Below are 19,096 nucleotides of genomic sequence, written 5' to 3'. Positions count from 1 at the left end.
TATCTTCAAATTGGTTAATTAATTCATCGAATCAATAGTATTTACTATCGAATTTCGTAATATATTACAAGTATTATCATCAAGGGCATTGTTGTGTTTATCTTTCAAAATAAATAAATCTTCAATATGCTCACCGATAGTTGCGATTTTTGCGCTACTTAATGATAACTCTAGTTTTGCAAATACTTCACCGACACAGGCAAGTAACCCCGGCCTATCTAATGCAATTAGCTCCATATAAGTCTGGCTTTCATTAAAGGCAGATAAAAAATTGACTTGTGTGGGCACTGAAAATGAACGCAATCGCTGCTTAGGCGGTTTTATTGTCACCCCTTTATAAACCGGTTGTTGTAAAGCTTTTTCAAGTGATTTTATAATACTGTAATGCCTGTCTGGTTGTAATGTTTGCCCATTTGGTTCTAATACAATAAATGTATCGAGGGCAAAACCTTTCTTATTGGTAATAATTAATGCATCATGAATGCTCAGGTTATGATTATTTAAAATATTGCAAACAGTGGCAAATAGGTAAGGTCTATCCGGTGAATAAATAATTATCTCGCTGCCACCGTGATACGGATCTGGGTTGATTGCTACAAATGTTTGAGTTAAATCATGCTGTAATAGCATTTGCGCATGCCAAACAATCTGTTCAGTTGTATAGCGCAGAAAATAGTCAACACGGTAATCTTGCCACAAATCTTTGATTTTTTGTTCATCATAATGTTGTTTAAGCAAGGTTTCGAATGCTTCATGTTTGTGTTGGCGAGCAATACTTCGTTGTTCAGGGATATGATGAGCACCTGAGTCGAATGATCGTTTTGCGGTTAAATATAGTTCACGCATTAAACTTTGCTTCCAACTGTTCCAGAGTGTTTCGTTAGTTGCGCACACATCAGCAACGGTTAAACATAATAAATATTGTAAACGGCGCTCACTTTTAACAATTTGAATAAATTCATTAATAACGGCAGGATCTTGTAGATCACGACTTTGGGCTGTGACTGACATAAGTAAATGATAGCGAACTAGCCACACAATTAAGTCGGTATCTTTTGGATCAAGTTTATGTAGTTGGCAAAATTTTTCAACCAGTTTTGCCCCTATTTCAGAATGATCACCATGGTGACCTTTACCGATATCATGAAATAATCCAGTAATGACTAATAATTCAGGTTTTGATAGTTTGGCAAAAACGTTTGAACTGTTCGGGTGTTTTTCTTTACTGGCTTGAGTTTTAAAACTATCAAGTTCAAGTAGCAAGCGAATAGTATGTTCATCAACTGTATAGGCATGGAATAGATCAAATTGCATCATACCAGCAATGTGTTTCCAACCGGGAATATAGACCGTTAAAATACCATATTGATGCATCAGTAATATTGCCTTTTTAATTGCATCTGGGTGTTTAATAATTTTTAAAAATAATGATCTTGCTTTTTCATCTTCACATAGCAAAGTGGTTAACTGTCGCCGTGCTGAACGTAATTGCCTAATTGTGTTTGAGTATAGCCCTGTGATTTGGGGATTAAGCAAGATGGTGTAAAAAAGCTGTATAATCATGACAGGATCTTGTTTGAACAAATTATTGTCTTTTACATCAATCAAGTCATCTCTTGCTTGAAAATATTCATCAATACTATAGCTTTTACTTTGAGCATTAAGTTCAAGTATCGATTCATCAAACAGTTGTAATAACATTTGATTAAGTTCGGTAATATTATGTGCGACACGATAATAATCGTGCATCATTTTTTCAACAGGCGTATTACCTTGACCTTGGTAGCCAAGCATATTAGCAATACTGAGCTGGCGATCAAACAGCAAGCGATTGTCATAACGATTAATCACGCTATGCAGAGCAAAACGCATACGCCAAAGGAACTTGCGACAGGTTTTAAACTCTTCAATATCTTCTGGCGTTAAATAATCAAAATCAGCTATTTTTTTTAAAAACTCACCACCAAAATGACGAATAGCAATCCATTGAATAATTTGCATATCGCGTAAACCGCCTGGGCTATTTTTTAAATCCGGCTCTAGATTATAGCTGGTACTATGATATTGCCGATGTCGTTCTTGTTGCTCTTTAACTTTAGCCTGATAGAAAGCCGCTGAAGGCCAAATTTTATGACTAAAAATCTGTTTTTGCAGCTCTTTTAATAATGAAGCGTTACCACATATTAATCTCGATTCAATTAAATTGGTCATAATGGTGATATCGTTTTTAGCTTCTTGCAAACATGTTTTTAACGTTCTAACACTATGACCAATATCCAAATGTAAATCCCATAGCAAGCGAACTAAATCACCAATTCGTTTTTCAAGATCTTTTGTCAGTGATCTATCACTTAATATTAAAATATCGATATCCGATAAAGGATGAAGTTCTGCACGGCCATATCCACCTACGGCAATTAAGGCTAGACGGTTTTGCTTAAACAGTGAAGACATTTGCTCGGGAATTTGGTAGTACTGCCAGAGTCTTTTGAGCAAATCATCAATAAATTGACTCCGTAAATGCACTAATATATCAATGTCAACATGTTGTTTAAATTGGCAAACAGACCAGTTTTGAAATTCTTCAAGTTGCTGTTTTATATAGTGAGTATTTATTTGCTCATCGTTAAAATTAAGCGGTGAGATAGGATAACAAAGATTTGCTTCAGCCATAGCGATTATATCAAATCAAAACAATGTAATGCTAATATCCTTACCCGATTTTAGATAACTGTCAAGCAACGGTTGATTGATATAATGATTGACATTGTTAATGTATAAAAAAAGGAACAAGCGCTTGTTCCTTTGGTGAATAGAAAATGCGGATTGACGCGTTTGATGATTATTTTGTTTGTGTATTAAAGTTACTAAGCATTTTATACTTTATGTACTGGTTAGTCGCTTCTAACACTTCAATAACCGCACCTTTATAACGTATAATTTTGGAACTAGACAAGTCATATTCGGCATTATTCGCAAAAGCAGGTCTTGCCATGTTATTGCTAAACTCGCGATATCCTATATTAATTTTATTTCCAATTTTTCCTGTATAAATTAATATTTGTTGGAATTGGTTTTCACCTGTTATGCTAACTTTCTTGAATTGATATTGTTTATCATAATTACAAAAGTCAGTGCCAGTGTGGAAAGACAAACAAACTTCATTTTTATTATTATCTTTTCTAACGCGAATTCCAATAACTGGCACTGAGTTGGTATAACTTTTGACTATTGATTTTCCATCGATACTTTTTGAGTCAAAAAATAGATAGGTTTTATCTTCACCTAATTTTGGATAGTCACCAGCATCAATAATAAAAGATTGTATAGTTCGAGTAATATCTGTTTTAGAACTAAAAGAAATAGTATCGACTAATTTTATATTTCCCTGGCGAATCATATCATCACCAATATAGGTTGTTGTAACTGTATTGAGTTCTGGAAAACTGATTTGAGATGTTTCAGGTACATAGTTATATTTAATATCACTTACACATCCAAATAATGTAAAAGACATTGCAGCTATAATTATTTTTTTCATTAGATTTCCTTTTCCTTTTTTAGTTCTTTCATATAGTAAGCAAATTTAATAATAGATCAATATAGCAATCAATTTTTATAAAAAAAACAGATTAGTTATTTATTTTTTCAAGTTACTGTTGATTTTGAGATATATAACAAAAAAGGAACAAGCGCTCGTTCCTTTGGTGAATAGAAAATGCGGGTTGGCACGTTTGATTATAATGAGAAATCACTTAAATCATCTTCATTAATTTCTGAGTCAATTTGTCCCACTAGGTAAGAACTCATTTCCGCTTCTTGTGGAGCAACTTGGACATTGTCAGACACTAACCAGTTATTTATCCAAGGAATCGGATTGGATTTAACTTCGTACGGTAATTTTAGGCCAACAGCTTGCATACGAATATTGGTAATATATTCAACATATTGGCATAAAATGTCTTTATTTAATCCAATCATGGATCCACCTTCAAATAGGTATTCGGCCCACTCTTTTTCTTGATTGGCAGCTTGCAAGAATAAATCATAACAATCTTGTTCGCACTCTTTAGCAATTTCTGCCATTTCGGGGTCATCTTCGCCGCTACGTAATGTATTTATCATGAATTGAGTACCGGTTAAGTGAAGCGCTTCATCACGTGCAATAAGTTTAATTATTTTTGCATTACCTTCCATCAATTCGCGTTCAGCAAAGGCAAATGAACACGCGAAGCTAACATAAAAACGAATGGCTTCAAGCGCATTAACACTCATTAAACATAAGTAGAGTCGTCTTTTGAGTTCGCGCAGATTGATGGTTATGGTTCGATCGTTAACGTTATGCTTGCCTTCACCCAATAAATTATAGTAGCTAGCATAGCTGATAAGATCATCATAATAACCAGCAATATCGCCTGCTCGTTTTTGAATTTCTTTATTGGTGACAATATCATCAAATACGACAGAGGGATCGTTAACAATATTACGAATAATGTGTGTGTATGAACGTGAATGTATCGTTTCAGAAAATGACCAAGTTTCAACCCAAGTTTCGAGTTCCGGAATAGAAATAAGTGGCAGTAAAGCAACGTTAGGGCTACGTCCTTGGATTGAATCGAGTAAAGTTTGATATTTCAAATTACTGATAAAAATATGCTTTTCGTGTTCAGGTAATGCTGCATAATCGATACGATCTTGTGAAATATCGACTTCCTCAGGACGCCAGAAGAAAGACAGTTGTTTTTCGATCAGTTTTTCAAACATTTCATATTTTTGCTGATCATAACGGGCAACGTTAACAGGTTGGCCGAGAAACATTGGCTCTTTAAGTTGGTCATTATGTACATGCGAAAAGGTACTGTAATTCATACTCATAAAAGAACTCCTAACGGGTTTTTGTTGCTTTTACCGCGACCTTTCGCGACTGCAAAAGACGAGGAAGAATTTTTAGAGAAAGGTTTAAGTTTCTCTAAAACTATTTTTTAGATATTACTGCGTAACATCGAATGTTGCTTAAATTTTGCAAGCTCCGCCTTCACAACCATCATCACTTGCTGTTAGCGCTATATCACCTTGAATATCTTCGGCACCATCACGTGTATTATGATAATAAAGTGTTTTTACCCCAAATTTATAGGCTGTCAATAAATCTGCTAATAGCTGTTTCATTGGAACTTTATCATTAGGGAATTTAGTCGGATCGTAATTAGTATTAGCTGAAATAGACTGATCAATAAATTTCTGCATGATACCAACTAAGTGTAAATAACCCGTATTATTTGGTATTTGCCAAAGTAATTCGTAAAAGTTTTTTAAGTCGTTATAATCCGGTACCACTTGCTTTAAAATGCCATCCTTTGACGCTTTAACACTAATATAGCCGCGAGGAGGTTCAATACCATTGGTGGCATTAGAAATTTGTGACGACGTTTCAGAGGGCATTAATGCTGATAATGTGGAGTTGCGTAATCCATAAGTTTTGATCGATTCTCGCAAGGATTCCCAGTCATAATGTAAGGGTTCTTTCGTAATGCTATCCAAATCTTTTTTATAGGTATCGATTGGCAAAATCCCTTGAGAATAAGTTGTTTCATTAAATAATGGGCATGCACCTTTTTCTTTGGCTAAATTATTAGATGCCTTAAGCAGATAGTATTGCATGGCTTCGAAAGTGCGATGAGTTAAATTATTGGCGCTGCCGTCGGAATATTTAACGCCATGTTTTGCTAAATAATAAGCATAATTGATGACACCAATACCTAATGTCCGACGGTTGATTGATGAATTTCGAGCGGCAGGTACAGGGTAATCTTGATAATCAAGCAGAGAATCAAGCGCGCGAACGGTAAGATCTGCTAATTCTTCAAAGTCATCGAGTGATTCTATTTTACCTAAATTAAATGCAGATAAAGTACAAAGTGCAATTTCACCCTGTTCATCATTAATATTATAAAGAGGCTTGGTTGGTAACGCGATTTCCATACATAAATTGGATTGATGCACGGGGGCAAGCTCAGGGTTAAATGGGCTGTGCGTATTACAATGATCGACATTTTGGATATAAATACGACCAGTAGATGCGCGTTCTTGCATCAAAAGTGAAAATAACTCGACAGCTTTCACGATACGTTTGCGAATATTTACATCTTGTTCATATTGCTGATAAAGAGACTCAAATTTATCTTGATCAGCAAAAAAAGCATCGTAGAGCCCAGGCACATCTGATGGGCTAAATAGTGTTATATTTTCATTTTTAATAAGGCGTTGATACATTAATTTATTAATTTGTACACCATAATCTAAATGACGAACCCGGTTTTCCTCAACTCCTCGGTTGTTACGTAATACAAGTAAACTTTCAACTTCTAGATGCCAAATTGGATAAAATACCGTAGCTGCACCGCCTCGTACGCCACCTTGGGAACAAGATTTAACCGCTGTTTGGAAATATTTATAAAATGGAATACAACCCGTATGGAATGCTTCACCACCGCGAATTGAACTACCTAATGCACGAATACGGCCCGCATTGACACCAATACCTGCTCGCTGAGAAACATATTTAACAATGGCACTTGCCGTTGCATTGATTGAATCTAAACTGTCATCACATTCAATTAAAACACAAGAACTAAATTGTCGCGTAGGAGTACGAACACCAGCCATAATTGGCGTTGGCAGTGAAATCTTGAACGTTGACACTGCATCATAAAAGCGTTTGATGTAATTTAGACGTGTATCTTTAGGGTAATTGGCAAAAAGACAAGCGGCAACTAAGATATATAAAAATTGTGCGCTTTCATATATTTCACCTGTTACACGATTTTGTACTAAGTATTTACCTTCGAGTTGTTTTACCGCTGCATAAGAAAAATTCATATCGCGCCAATGATCGATTATTTTATCCATTGCTTCGAACTCTTCTTGCGTATAATCTTCAAGTAAGTGTTTGTCGTAGCGTTTAGTGTCGACTAACTTTTTGACATGTTCATAAAGTGGCGGTGGTGTAAACTGATTATAAGCTTTCTTACGTAAATGAAAAATGGCTAAACGAGCGGCTAAATATTGATAGTCAGGGGTTTCTTGCGAAATAAGATCAGCAGCAGCCCTTATGATTGTTTCGTGAATATCGGACGTGCGAATGCCGTCATAGAATTGAATATGTGAGCGCAATTCAACTTGTGATACTGAAACATTTTCTAATCCTTCGGCTGCCCAAGTGATGACTTTGTGAATTTTATCTAGATTTATGGGTTCTTGTTTACCATTTCGTTTTGTTACGAGTATTGATTTATTCATTTTTTTATCCAGTTTATCCCGTATTTCAGTGGGAGTTATGATAATTGATATTTATCAAAATATACAATATATAGTACCTATTAATCATTTTATTACTATATGTAGTGTATTTATTAAGCGATAATTAAAATTTTTTAGTTAAAATCAACTATGATTATGTTCAAAAGGGTGGGGCAGTTAAAAAAATGAAATCAGCGAAAAAGGGAGGTGAGAGCATAAAAACATGCAATTATCGGAATGATAAGATCTACCTATGGATAAGTAGATCTAGTTTAAGGGTAAGTATACTTTTACCATTCTTGACCTGGCGGTATAGAAACACATACACCATTTTTATCTTCATTTTCGTTTGCACGGCAATGATATTTAGCATTATAAGTGTGCATATCACAAAATGTACCCGGTTGATGTGTTTGAGCATCAATGGCTTCTGGATCCCATACATACCAGCGACTAAAAATATTAGATTGATTTTTAGCCGGTCCATATGAACCAGGATATTTATCTTGACTAGGGTCGCCCCATTCACCAAATAAAGAACCAATTTCACGCGTATAGTCAGAAGAACCAGCTCTATTACCATAAGGCGCATTACTTAATTCTTTGGGTTCAGTTATGCGATAGTTACCTGGCTTATCTCTACATTCGGCAGCTACCGCTTCGGCAGTGTCTCTGACGCCAATGATATTGCCTTTGCTATCTAGAGCTTGTTTCCAAGCTTCATACCATTTTTTTATTTTGAATCCATATCTAATAGATTTATGAGTGTTTTTATTTTTCCCTTCTATGATAATTGTAAACCCATCAGAATTCATAGCTTCGACATATTGCCAAGCTTGTTTTGAATCTCTAGCTATTGGTGTATTTAAATATACCGTAACTGTATCACTATTATTGGTAATCGTTGCAAGTTCACTCCCTTGTTTTACCGACCAATCATAGTTATTAGCAAGCCCATTTTGGGCCAAAAGTAAGTCAAACTTAGCGCCATAAAATCCCGTAGTTGGAAAGTTTTTGTCTAAATCTGTATTTGATTGAATTAAAAAACCAAAATTTTTATTCCATTGGTTTTTAGCACTATTAGCGGCTGTAGATGGTGTTAGTTCTGGTTTTGCGTAACAAAATCCAGTATCTTCTAAAACAGTATACATTTTCGATGGTTGCGTAATAAAGGTCTCGTTAGGATATTCATTATCATCGGGTATACCAAATTTTGAGAAAAGAAGTAAGTCTGCTGTCAGTTTTACTTTATAAGGACTGTACATTCCTTTTTGTGATAAGGAACAAAAAGTATCTGTTGCTGTAGGTATAAATTCAACTAATTGATTTTTAGCATTGGTATAATACCAAGTCATAGTAATTTTATCTTTAGCACTTAAAAAATCGAGTTGATCCCCATCGTTATCATAATATTGGTTTTCGTTAGGTTGTTTTATTGGGGCTATTTTAAATTTATCTTTAAATGGATAACTTGTTTGCAGGGGAATAGTATCGACTTCGCTACCGTAGTAATTGAGATCATCAACAGTTAAACCGAAAAGCTCAAGATCATCGATATTATTTTCTATTTCGGTAGACAAAGATGGACGCATACCATGAATGATTTGCACTGTTTGTGACGTTAAATAAGCATAACCTATTGGTGAAAATTGTAATAACAGTAATAATTTACAAATTACTTTTGCTAGTTTTTTAACATTTAATTGATTCACTTTTATATCCCTTTCCATCACTAATTATCTTTACTTAAAATTAATTCATTGTTATTTATGATGTTATTTTTGTAATTTTATTAATAATGCTAATAAATTTTTATCATGTTCAATAAATCAGCCGAGATAATTATAATTCAAATAATAGGTTTAGTCGATCAATAAGATCGTAATGATCGTTAATTCCTTAAATTGATACGTTATTATTCAAAAATATGTTAAAAAATAGTTATATAATTAATAATTTAGTGTAATTAATAAAAAAGCCCCACGACATAAAAATATGCTATTGGGGGGATATTGATATAAAAAGTTATTTGTTTAGCGGTAAAAAGAAAGGAGGGTCTTGATACGAATATCAATTTGTATCACTTTCAGCAACAGCCGTACATATCCCCGCTTTTCTATCTGTTTCAGCGGAACAGTGATATATGGCGTTGTAGGTATGTAAGTCACAATAAGCTTTTTTATTCGGGTCGTACAACCAAATTCTTTTGTATAACGTTGATTGCGTAGCTGCTGGGGCCCAAGAGTTTGGGTAAGCTGTTTGTGATGGATCGCCCCATTCACCAAGTAATGTCCCAATTTCTCGAGTAAACACGACTCTAGTACCAACGACATTAGATGTGGCATTACTGACTTCATCAGGGTAGCTAATACGATAATGTCCATTTAAAGTTTTACATGCTTTGGCTATATTCGGTGCGGTATCTATTGTCGCTTTCGGCATACCAATATTGGCTTTATTATAGCCTGAAAACCATTTAGTTAACGTAAACATATAGTTAAGGTTATAGTTTGTCGTCTTATTGTGACCTTGAATAAGCACTTTATAACCCGTACCTGATCCGATAACATATTGCCAAGCTTTACCTGTATCTTTAGCTTCATCAGTATCAAATGCAACGGTAATCTTATTTGAAGTTGGATTTACCTTCACAGTTGCAAGCTCACTACCTTGGATAATTTTCCAATCATAATTGCTGGCAAGTTCCTGTTGATTAAGTAACAAATCAAATTGAGCGCCATAAAAACCCGTTGTGGGAAAGTTTTTGTCAAATTCGCTAACGGACTGAGTCAAAAATCCATTTTTTTTATCCCATTGATTGGCAGCACTAGCGGTTGCTGCTGTAGGTAATAATACGGGTTTTGCATAACACACACCTGCTTCTTTCAATATTGAATAAGTTTTAGCAGGATGAGCAGAAATAAGTTCGTTGGGGTATTCGTTAGCATCGGGATCACCAAATTTTGAAAATAGAAGCAAATCAGCCGCTAATTTAACTTTATAGGGACCCACGATTTTACTTTGTGCTAATGAACAAAAAGTATCGGTCGTTTTGGGTGTGAATTGCACTAATTTATTTTGCGCATTGGTATAGTACCAAGTCATTGTAATATCATGAACAGCGCTTAAAAAATCCAGCTGATCACCATCTAGATCGACATATTGGTTGCTGTCAGGTTGTTTAATATTTGCAACTTTAAATTTATTGATAAATGGGTAACTTGGCACCAGGGGTATGTTATCGACTTCTTCATTGCCATAATAATCTAATCCCTCAAAGTTTAAGCCAAATAGTGCTAAATCATCGATATGTTGTTCGATGTCTGAAGATAAAGATGGATGGCTGCCATGAATGGTTTTAACTGTTTGTGCGATTAAAAATGCATAGGTTAGTGGGGGAAAGGGTAATAAAAGAACGAAAAAGAAAATTACTTTGAACTGCTGTTTATTCATTAAACTGGTCACTGCTATATTCCTTATATTACTTTTATTATATCTATTGCTGTAAAAATATATTGGTAAATCGAAAATAACGAGCGGCGCGGATTATATCTAAAGCAATAAAATTTGTCTATTAATAAATTGAAATTAATAAATAATACCTTTTTTATGGGGTGGATTTTAGGGTGCAAGGTAAGAATAGTTTGACTAAAAATAGCGAAACTCGATTAAAAAGATTATTTTTTTTGAGTTTTATAACGTTGATTTGGGCTAGCTTGATTTTGTGCATCTAACCAGGCAAGTTTATCAGCATAATTTTTTTCAGCACCACGTTCAGTAGGATAATAGTATTTGCTATTAGCCATTTCTGGTGGAAAATAATTTTCGCCAGCAGCAAAGGCATTGGGTTCGTCATGCGCATAACGATATTGTGCACCATAACCTAACTTTTTCATTAAATTCGTTGGCGCATTGCGTAGGTGTTCAGGAACGTCATAATCGGGTTTTGATGTTGCATCTTTCATCGCTTGGTTAAATGCAGAATAAACAGCATTACTTTTTGGTGCGCAAGCAAGGTAAACAATAGCTTGTGCAATTGCGCGTTCTCCTTCTGCCGGACCAACTCGCGTAAAACAATCCCACGCGGCGAGTGCCACTTGCATGGCTCTTGGATCGGCATTACCAACATCTTCCGAGGCAATAGCTAATAATCGACGAGCAACATAAAGCGGATCGCCACCGGCGGTAATAATTCTTGCATACCAATAAAGCGCTGCATCGGGTGATGAGCCTCGAATCGATTTATGCACGGCCGAAATAAGATCATAATAGCGATCACCTTGATTATCGAATCTGGCACTTCTTTCACCTATCACTTCTTTAAGTAATTCTGGCGTTAGTGCCTGACCATCAGACATATCGACTAATAATTCAAGTGTATTCAGTGCGCGCCTAGCATCGCCACCTACAAATTCGGCAATCTGTTTTTTAGTTTCGTCCGGTAAAATAATATTTCGATTACCATATCCGCGCTCAGGATCGTCCATGGCTTGTTGTAAAATCAGCTCTATATCATTATTGGTCAAGGATTTTAGCAAATAAACTCTTGCTCTTGATAGTAATGCGGAATTTAATTCAAATGAAGGATTTTCTGTTGTTGCACCAATAAAAGTGACGGTGCCATTTTCCACATAAGGTAAAAAAGCATCTTGCTGGCTTTTATTAAAACGATGCACTTCATCGACAAATAAAATTGTACGAATCCCTGCTTGCTGATTAATTTTAGCGCGCTCAATCGCTTCTCGAATATCTTTAATACCTGACGTTACAGCAGATATTCTTTCAACTTTGGCATTGGCATGATGAGCAATAATTTCGGCTAATGTTGTCTTTCCCGTGCCTGGTGGACCCCACAATATCATGGAGTGTAAATTGCCTGCTTTGATAGCTTTAGGTAATGGTTTATCTTCGCCAAGTAACTGAGATTGCCCGATATACTCCGATAAATCCCGCGGGCGCATCCTAGCCGCTAACGGTTTAAATTCATCAGTGCTAAACTCAAAAGATAGGCTAGGCATAGTAAATATTTATCCAAATTTATAAAATTGGAGCTATTATATACTGCTTATTGGTTAAGTGAAAAATAAAAGAAAATATCTTTCTTAGCTAATTGAAAAACGTTAATATTTTAAAATAATTTTGATCTCACAATTAATTTAAATATTGCCAAATAAAAATAAAAGGATTAGGCATGAAAAAGATTTTAGTGTTAATAGGGTTGTTGGTTAGTGTATCGGCATGGGCGGGCGATAAAGAAGTACTGCAACAACGTTTAGACAAAATAGATGGCTTTTATGCACGGTTTTCTCAAGATGTGAAAACCGCTGATAATCAAGTAGTGCAACAAGGTAAAGGGGATTTGTGGGTAACAAGACCTTATTACTTTAATTGGACAATGAATGAACCAGATGAAACATCTATTATTTCAGATGGAAAAAATATGTGGGTCTATACGCCAGCGGTTCAGCAAGTAAGTGTGATGGATTTAAAAAAGGCTGTCGATAACCGATTAATGTTACTTATTACAGATAGCCATAATCCTATTTGGAATGCGTATAATGTCACACGAAAGCAAGACTCATTTACATTAAAACCAACAGATGGGACCAATCAAGACTTTGTTATCTCGGTGTTACCAACAGGCATGATTTCTAGTTTTACGATTATTGAAGAAGATGGACAGCGCAGTTTTTATGATTTGTCGCGTCAAACACTTGGCAAAGTTTCATTAGAAAAGTTTCAGTTTACTCCACCTGCTGGTGTCACCATTGATGACCAACGATAATTATCTAGAGTAATAAAACATAATAACAGATAACAAGCTGGCGAAAGGCACCCGCTTGTTACTATGTGTATTTGATTGAATTGACATTGATAATTATTTTGAACATTAATGAAGAAGATTATTCATAATCTTCTTCATTAATACTCACAACAGGATTATCGGAAAATAAATAGTGGTCACGTTTAGTTTCAAAATCCTCACTTGCCGCGTCAAATAGCATCTTTTTCGTGTTTTCTAAATGTTGCCACATAGCTAATTTAGCCGCTTTAGGATCGCGATTGATTAACGCTTCTAAAATTTTATCGTGCTCTTCCCACCAACTTTCAATGTCCTGTTGTTTAACATGTTCGTGAAGCTTTTTCCATAAAGGATTTAAAGTTCTTTGTTGCCATGCCTCTTGCACAATGGTTATCAGTGCCGTGTTACGCGTTATCATGGCAATTTGGGTATGGAATTTTAAATCCCAATTAGAATCACGATAATGATCTTCTTTTTTAGCATTATGCTGAATTTCTAATAAATTGACGATATCATCTTTAGTGATCTGTGTGGCGGCAAATTCTGCGATATTGCTTTCAATAAGTTGACGAGCTTGAAGTAATTCAAATGGTCCTGTTGTTGCAAAATTCAAACCAACTGGAGAGTCAATAATATTAGATTGCATACTGTTAGCTATAACATGAATACCTGACCCTTTTCGAGCATCAACAAACCCTTCAACTTCCAGCATTATAATGGCTTCTCTAACTACTGAACGGCTCACTTTTAGCTCTTCACAAATTAATCTTTCCGAAGGTAATTTGCTACCCACTGGGTAAATACCTTTAATTATGCGGTTTTTTAATTCGGTTGCGATAATTTGGTAAAGCCTTTGATATTCGTTTTGTTCTTGGGCCATGATGACTTTGATATAGCTCCTTAATTAATCATCGCCTTAAAATAACATCTAATTGCTTGGAGTTAAATAAGATTGTTTCATTTTTTTCACATAGAACATCAATCATCAATGTTGGCAGACAAATAAAAATCCTATCAGATATTTTTATGTTTAAATTATGTGATATATGTCAACTTTTTAAGTTATCAGACATGTTATTATGCCGTGTATTATTATATTGGGCGTGGTGAAAAGTATAAAACACTAACAATCTGCGTTGATATGTGATCACTTTAATAACGATAAGAATAATACTTGGCCATCTAACACGTAATTTGATAGCTGTTGGGCATACCTGTTTTAAAAGCAGTGATGGATATGACAACGCAACACTATTGTTATGTTGTTGCTGTGTATTGGGCTTATTAAATCGTTATCCAACCGTGAACAGATTTACCAATATAGCAGTTTGGCTTCATGCTAGTACTATTTTTGCTTTAATTGTTGGTGCGCTAGCCAATAACATTGGTTTTATTAAGCCATTAGTTTTTTTTTGTTAACTTTATTTTTTAGCCACTGTTGCAGTTTGGACAAATTTTAAAGGCACTATCAACAAATATAACGAATAAATTGATCTGATTACACACGATTTTATGTCATCAGATACTTAATTATTATTGGGAGAATAAAATGAGTTTTTTAACTGAAAATTTTTTACTAGATACCGAGTTTTCTCGTCAGCTTTATCATGACTATGCAGCTGATCAACCCATTTTTGACTATCACTGCCATTTACCACCGGAACAAATTGCAAAAGATTATCAGTTTAAAAACTTATATGACATCTGGCTTAAAGGTGATCATTATAAATGGCGAGCTATGCGTACTAATGGTGTTGCTGAACAATTCTGTACTGGCAGCGATGTCAGTGATTTCGAAAAATTCAAAGCATGGGCTGAAACTGTGCCCCATACTATTGGTAATCCTTTATATCATTGGACTCACTTAGAATTACGCCGACCATTTGGAATAGATAATATTTTATTGTCGCCATCAACGGCTGAAACTATTTGGAACAAATGCAATGTAATGCTCGAAACTAAAGCGTTTTCTGCACGTAGCATTATGAAAAAAATGAATGTCAAAATGGTAGGGACAACCGATGATCCTATTGATGATTTAATCCACCATAAAACCATTGCCCAAGATAGTTCATTTGATATTAAAGTTCTACCAAGTTGGCGCCCAGATAAAGCATTTAATATTGATTCAGAGTTTTTTGTAGCTTATATCGAAAAATTATCTGCTGTCGCTGATGTGGCTATTACTAATTTCCAACAACTTTGCCAAGCATTATCAAAACGTATGGATTATTTTGCTGCGCATGGATGCAAAGTTTCGGATCATGCATTAGATGTAGTTGTTTATGAAGAAGCGAGTGAAAAAGAGTTAGATGCCATCTTAGCTAAACGATTAACAGGTGCAATGTTAAGTGCCAAAGAAACAGCACAATTCAAAACTGCAGTCATAATCTTTTTAGGTAGTGAGTATAACAAACGTGAATGGGTGCAACAGTACCACATTGGTGCGTTACGGAATAACAACTCAAAAATGTTTAAGTTAATGGGGCCGGATGTCGGTTTTGATTCTATTAATGATTCACCTATAGCGCAACCGCTTTCTCGATTATTAGATGCGCAAGCTAAGCAAAATGCACTACCTAAAACAATACTCTATTGTTTAAACCCGTCTGATAACGAAATTGTAGGCACCATGATAGGTAATTTCCAAGGTGAAGGTGTTCGCGGCAAAATGCAATTTGGTTCAGGCTGGTGGTTCAATGATCAAAAAGACGGCATGATTCGCCAAATGACACAACTTGCTCAGCTCGGCTTATTAAGCCGTTTTGTGGGTATGTTAACCGATAGTCGTAGCTTCCTTTCGTATACTCGTCATGAATATTTTAGACGTATTTTATGCCGAATGGTGGGGCGTTGGGTAGAAGACGGTGAAGCACCACGCGACATCGAATTATTAGGTCAAATGGTTAAAAATATCAGTTTTGACAATGCGAAAAACTATTTTGGTATTGAACTAAGCTAAAAAGCATTAAGTCGTTGTAATTAGATTAATTAAAGAAGAGTTAGAGTAATGAAAACATTAAACAGAAATGATTTTCCGGGTGCAAAATATACGACACGTGTTGTTCAATTTGGCGAAGGTAATTTTTTACGTGCTTTTTTAGATTGGCAATTAGATATCTTAAATGAAAAAACAGATATTGATGCGGGCGTAGTCATTGTTCGTCCACTAAATACTGATTTTCCACCTTCATTAAGTATTCAAGATGGCTTATACACCACATTGATTCGTGGCTTAAACGAAAAAAACGAAGCAGTAAAAGAGTTTAGAATGATTCGCTCAGTGAATAATGAGATAAATGTCTATACTCAATACGATGAATATCTTGAATTAGCAAAAGATCCCAATATCCAATTTATTTTTTCGAATACAACGGAAGCCGGCATTAGTTACGTTGAGGGGGATAAATTAACCGATCGCCCTGCGGCTAGCTATCCAGCTAAATTAACCGCTTTTTTATATGAAAGATTTACTCACTTTGCGGGCTGTAAAGCGAGTGGTTTAATTATTATTCCGTGTGAACTGATTGATTACAATGGTGATGCGCTTAAAAAACTTGTATTAAAGTATGCTAAACAATGGAACTTGTCTGACAAGTTTATTGCATGGATCGAAAATGACAATGTATTCTGTTCTACACTGGTCGATAGAATTGTACCGGGTTACCCAAAAGCACAAATTGCTGAGCTTGAAGCTGAACTAGGTTATAAAGACAATTTTATCGATTCTGCTGAATATTTCTATCTTTTTGTTATTCAAGGACCACAATGGTTAGCTGAAAAATTATGCTTAGATAAATGCAATATGAATATCAAAATTGTTGATGATATCAAGCCGTATAAAGAGCGTAAAGTCGCTATTTTAAATGGTGCCCATACAGCTTTAGTGCCAGTTGCTTATCTATCAGGGATTGATACAGTTGGTGAATCAATGAATGATCCACAAATCTTATCTTATATTAAAGAGACTATTTTTGATGAAATTATCCCTGTTTTAGATTTACCACATCAAGAATTAGTGGATTTTGCCCAGTCTGTGATTAGCCGTTTTAAAAACCCATTTATTGAACATCAATTAATGTCGATAGCTTTAAATAGCATGACTAAATTTAAAACGCGTATTCTTCCACAATTAATCGCTTATCAAAAAGACAAAGGTGTTTTACCAACCCATTTAGTTTTCGCATTTGCCGCATTGATGGCTTTTTATCGTGGGGTAAGAAACAACCAAACCTATCCATTACAAGATGATGCTACTTGGTTGGCGCGTTTTCACAACGGTTGGGCAAATGTAGCCGAAGGTAAACAAACTATAGATCAACTTGTACACACGATATTAAGCGATAAAGCCCATTGGGAACACGATTTATTAACTATTCCGCAATTAGCACAAACCATAACGCAATATTTAACGGTCATTACCCAGGATGGTATGCGTCAAGCAATTGAAAAATGCGTTGTGAGTAGCAAATAAAATGAGCGATGTAATGATTAAATTTATAAAAATAAATAATAAAGATAATGTTGCGGTGGCGTTATCTGATTTAGAAGCACATGACGAAAATGTTATTGTTGATGGTCATACCATTGATTTAAAACAACCAGTCAAACAAGGGCATAAATTTGCCCTTCAAGATATAGCACAAGGTGACAATATCATTAAATATGGTTTGCCGATAGGCCATGCAACTTGTGCAATTAAAGCCGGTGAGCATATTCATTCACACAATTTAAAAACTAATTTAAGTGATATTGATGATTATAAATATCATCCTCAGATAGCAAATAATGACTCTTTACATGCCATACCAGATAAAGAAATCAATATTTATCGTCGTAAAAATGGTGAGGTTGGTATTCGTAATGAATTATGGATTATCCCAACTGTAACTTGTATTAATGGTATTGCTCAGCAAATTGTTAAACAATTTTGTGCAGAATTAAATAATCAATTAGAAATTGATGGGATTACCGTTCTTGAACATCCTTATGGGTGTTCGCAACTCGGGCAAGACCATAAAAATACTAAAATTATTTTACAAGATTTAGTCAAACATCCTAATGCAGGTGCTGTACTGGTTATTGGATTAGGTTGTGAAAATAATCAGATTTCGGCGTTCAAAGCCGATTTGGGTGACTATGATGAGTCACGAGTACGGTTTCTTATTGCTCAGCAAGAAGAAGATGAAATCGAAGCCGCATTGGTTCATTTAAGAGAACTTTACACTGTCATGAAAAACGATAAGCGTGAAGCCGGTCGTTTGAGTGAATTAAAATTTGGGTTAGAGTGCGGTGGATCGGATGGTTTTTCAGGTATTACCGCAAACCCGATGCTAGGTCTTTTTTCTGATTATGTGATTGAACATGGTGGGACTAGTGTGCTCACTGAGGTGCCAGAAATGTTTGGTGCTGAAAATATTTTAATGTCGCATTGCATTGATGAATCGACTTTCGATAAAACAGTTCAGATGATTAATGATTTTAAACAATATTTTATTTCGAATAATCAACCTATCTACGAAAACCCTTCGCCAGGGAATAAAGCCGGTGGCATTACCACGTTAGAAGAAAAATCACTGGGTTGTACCCAAAAAGCAGGGGGCAGTAAAGTGATTGATGTGCTTAAGTATGGACAAATGTTAACTAAGCATGGTTTGAATTTACTCAGTGCTCCAGGGAACGATGCTGTTGCCACTGGGGCTTTATCCGCAGCTGGTTGTCACATGGTGTTATTTACCACTGGTCGAGGAACGCCTTATGGTGGCATTGTGCCAACCGTCAAAATTGCAACCAATACACAATTGGCAGAGAAGAAGGTGAATTGGATTGATTTTAATGCCGGAAAATTAATTCAAGGCATTTCAATGAAAACAGTGTTAACAGAATTTATTGATTACATAGTGCAGGTAGCTAATGGACAACAAACTTGTAATGAAAAAAATAATTTCAAAAATTTAGCCATCCTTAAAAGTGGCGTAACCCTCTAAGACTAAA

At 35.3% G+C, this 19,096-nt stretch carries 12 protein-coding genes; 4 read left to right on the top strand and 8 right to left on the bottom strand.

Translation table 11 applies throughout. The features are described from left to right. Window positions 1–18: 18 nt before the first annotated feature. The 7 genes from glnD to J3U57_RS01875 form a co-directional block, all read right to left on the bottom strand. On the bottom strand, window positions 19–2,673 hold the full coding sequence (glnD, locus tag J3U57_RS01905) for a bifunctional uridylyltransferase/uridylyl-removing protein GlnD (protein WP_267333766.1): 2,655 nt from the start codon (window positions 2,671–2,673) through the stop codon (window positions 19–21). A gap of 169 nt (window positions 2,674–2,842) precedes the next feature. After that, window positions 2,843–3,541: a hypothetical protein gene (locus tag J3U57_RS01900; protein WP_267343667.1), complete on the bottom strand. Its 699-nt coding sequence runs from the start codon at window positions 3,539–3,541 to the stop codon at window positions 2,843–2,845. 197 nt (window positions 3,542–3,738) lie between these two features. Continuing rightward, on the bottom strand, window positions 3,739–4,869 hold the full coding sequence (nrdB, locus tag J3U57_RS01895) for a class Ia ribonucleoside-diphosphate reductase subunit beta (protein ID WP_416379643.1): 1,131 nt from the start codon (window positions 4,867–4,869) through the stop codon (window positions 3,739–3,741). A gap of 144 nt (window positions 4,870–5,013) precedes the next feature. Continuing rightward, window positions 5,014–7,299, bottom strand: a complete 2,286-nt coding sequence (nrdA, locus tag J3U57_RS01890; RefSeq protein WP_267343665.1) for a class 1a ribonucleoside-diphosphate reductase subunit alpha — start codon at window positions 7,297–7,299, stop codon at window positions 5,014–5,016. 290 nt (window positions 7,300–7,589) lie between these two features. Then, the gene (locus tag J3U57_RS01885; RefSeq protein WP_267343664.1) at window positions 7,590–9,011 is read right to left on the bottom strand and encodes a hypothetical protein; all 1,422 of its coding nucleotides are present in this window, start codon (window positions 9,009–9,011) and stop codon (window positions 7,590–7,592) included. A 358-nt stretch (window positions 9,012–9,369) separates the two neighbouring features. Beyond that, on the bottom strand, window positions 9,370–10,764 hold the full coding sequence (locus J3U57_RS01880; protein ID WP_267343663.1) for a hypothetical protein: 1,395 nt from the start codon (window positions 10,762–10,764) through the stop codon (window positions 9,370–9,372). Window positions 10,765–10,976: 212 nt separating this feature from the next. Next, on the bottom strand, window positions 10,977–12,317 hold the full coding sequence (locus tag J3U57_RS01875) for a replication-associated recombination protein A (RefSeq protein ID WP_267333761.1): 1,341 nt from the start codon (window positions 12,315–12,317) through the stop codon (window positions 10,977–10,979). Between the two features lie 173 nt (window positions 12,318–12,490). Here J3U57_RS01875 and lolA point away from each other — a divergent pair, with 173 nt between their 5' ends. Next, window positions 12,491–13,084 (top strand): outer membrane lipoprotein chaperone LolA, encoded by a 594-nt coding sequence (lolA, locus tag J3U57_RS01870; protein WP_065633124.1) that lies wholly within the window; start codon window positions 12,491–12,493, stop codon window positions 13,082–13,084. Between the two features lie 118 nt (window positions 13,085–13,202). Here lolA and exuR read toward each other — a convergent pair whose 3' ends face one another. Further along, window positions 13,203–13,982, bottom strand: a complete 780-nt coding sequence (exuR, locus tag J3U57_RS01865; RefSeq protein WP_267333760.1) for a transcriptional regulator ExuR — start codon at window positions 13,980–13,982, stop codon at window positions 13,203–13,205. Window positions 13,983–14,651: 669 nt separating this feature from the next. Here exuR and uxaC point away from each other — a divergent pair. Genes uxaC through J3U57_RS01850 form a run of 3 tightly spaced genes read left to right on the top strand, consistent with a single transcriptional unit; the run spans window position 14,652 to window position 19,089 of the window. Beyond that, window positions 14,652–16,064: a glucuronate isomerase gene (uxaC, locus tag J3U57_RS01860; protein WP_267343662.1), complete on the top strand. Its 1,413-nt coding sequence runs from the start codon at window positions 14,652–14,654 to the stop codon at window positions 16,062–16,064. Window positions 16,065–16,112: 48 nt separating this feature from the next. Then, window positions 16,113–17,576: a tagaturonate reductase gene (locus J3U57_RS01855; RefSeq protein WP_267343661.1), complete on the top strand. Its 1,464-nt coding sequence runs from the start codon at window positions 16,113–16,115 to the stop codon at window positions 17,574–17,576. Between the two features lie 16 nt (window positions 17,577–17,592). Continuing rightward, window positions 17,593–19,089, top strand: coding sequence for an altronate dehydratase family protein (locus tag J3U57_RS01850; RefSeq protein WP_267343724.1), 1,497 nt, complete (start codon window positions 17,593–17,595; stop codon window positions 19,087–19,089). Window positions 19,090–19,096 lie beyond the last annotated feature (7 nt).

The organism is Gilliamella sp. B3464, from assembly GCF_026536145.1.
Classification (GTDB): Bacteria; Pseudomonadota; Gammaproteobacteria; order Enterobacterales; family Orbaceae; genus Gilliamella.
This window is presented reverse-complemented; position numbering and strand designations above follow the sequence as displayed.

Bases quoted from the DNA above. Each gene is read 5' to 3' on its own strand.
- glnD (WP_267333766.1), bottom strand. From the start codon at position 2,673: ATGGCTGAAGCAAATCTTTGTTATCCTATCTCACCGCTTAATTTTAAC.
- J3U57_RS01900 (WP_267343667.1), bottom strand. From the start codon at position 3,541: ATGAAAAAAATAATTATAGCTGCAATGTCTTTTACATTATTTGGATGT.
- nrdB (WP_416379643.1), bottom strand. From the start codon at position 4,869: ATGAATTACAGTACCTTTTCGCATGTACATAATGACCAACTTAAAGAG.
- nrdA (WP_267343665.1), bottom strand. From the start codon at position 7,299: ATGAATAAATCAATACTCGTAACAAAACGAAATGGTAAACAAGAACCC.
- J3U57_RS01875 (WP_267333761.1), bottom strand. From the start codon at position 12,317: ATGCCTAGCCTATCTTTTGAGTTTAGCACTGATGAATTTAAACCGTTA.
- lolA (WP_065633124.1), top strand. From the start codon at position 12,491: ATGAAAAAGATTTTAGTGTTAATAGGGTTGTTGGTTAGTGTATCGGCA.
- exuR (WP_267333760.1), bottom strand. From the start codon at position 13,982: ATGGCCCAAGAACAAAACGAATATCAAAGGCTTTACCAAATTATCGCA.
- uxaC (WP_267343662.1), top strand. From the start codon at position 14,652: ATGAGTTTTTTAACTGAAAATTTTTTACTAGATACCGAGTTTTCTCGT.
- J3U57_RS01855 (WP_267343661.1), top strand. From the start codon at position 16,113: ATGAAAACATTAAACAGAAATGATTTTCCGGGTGCAAAATATACGACA.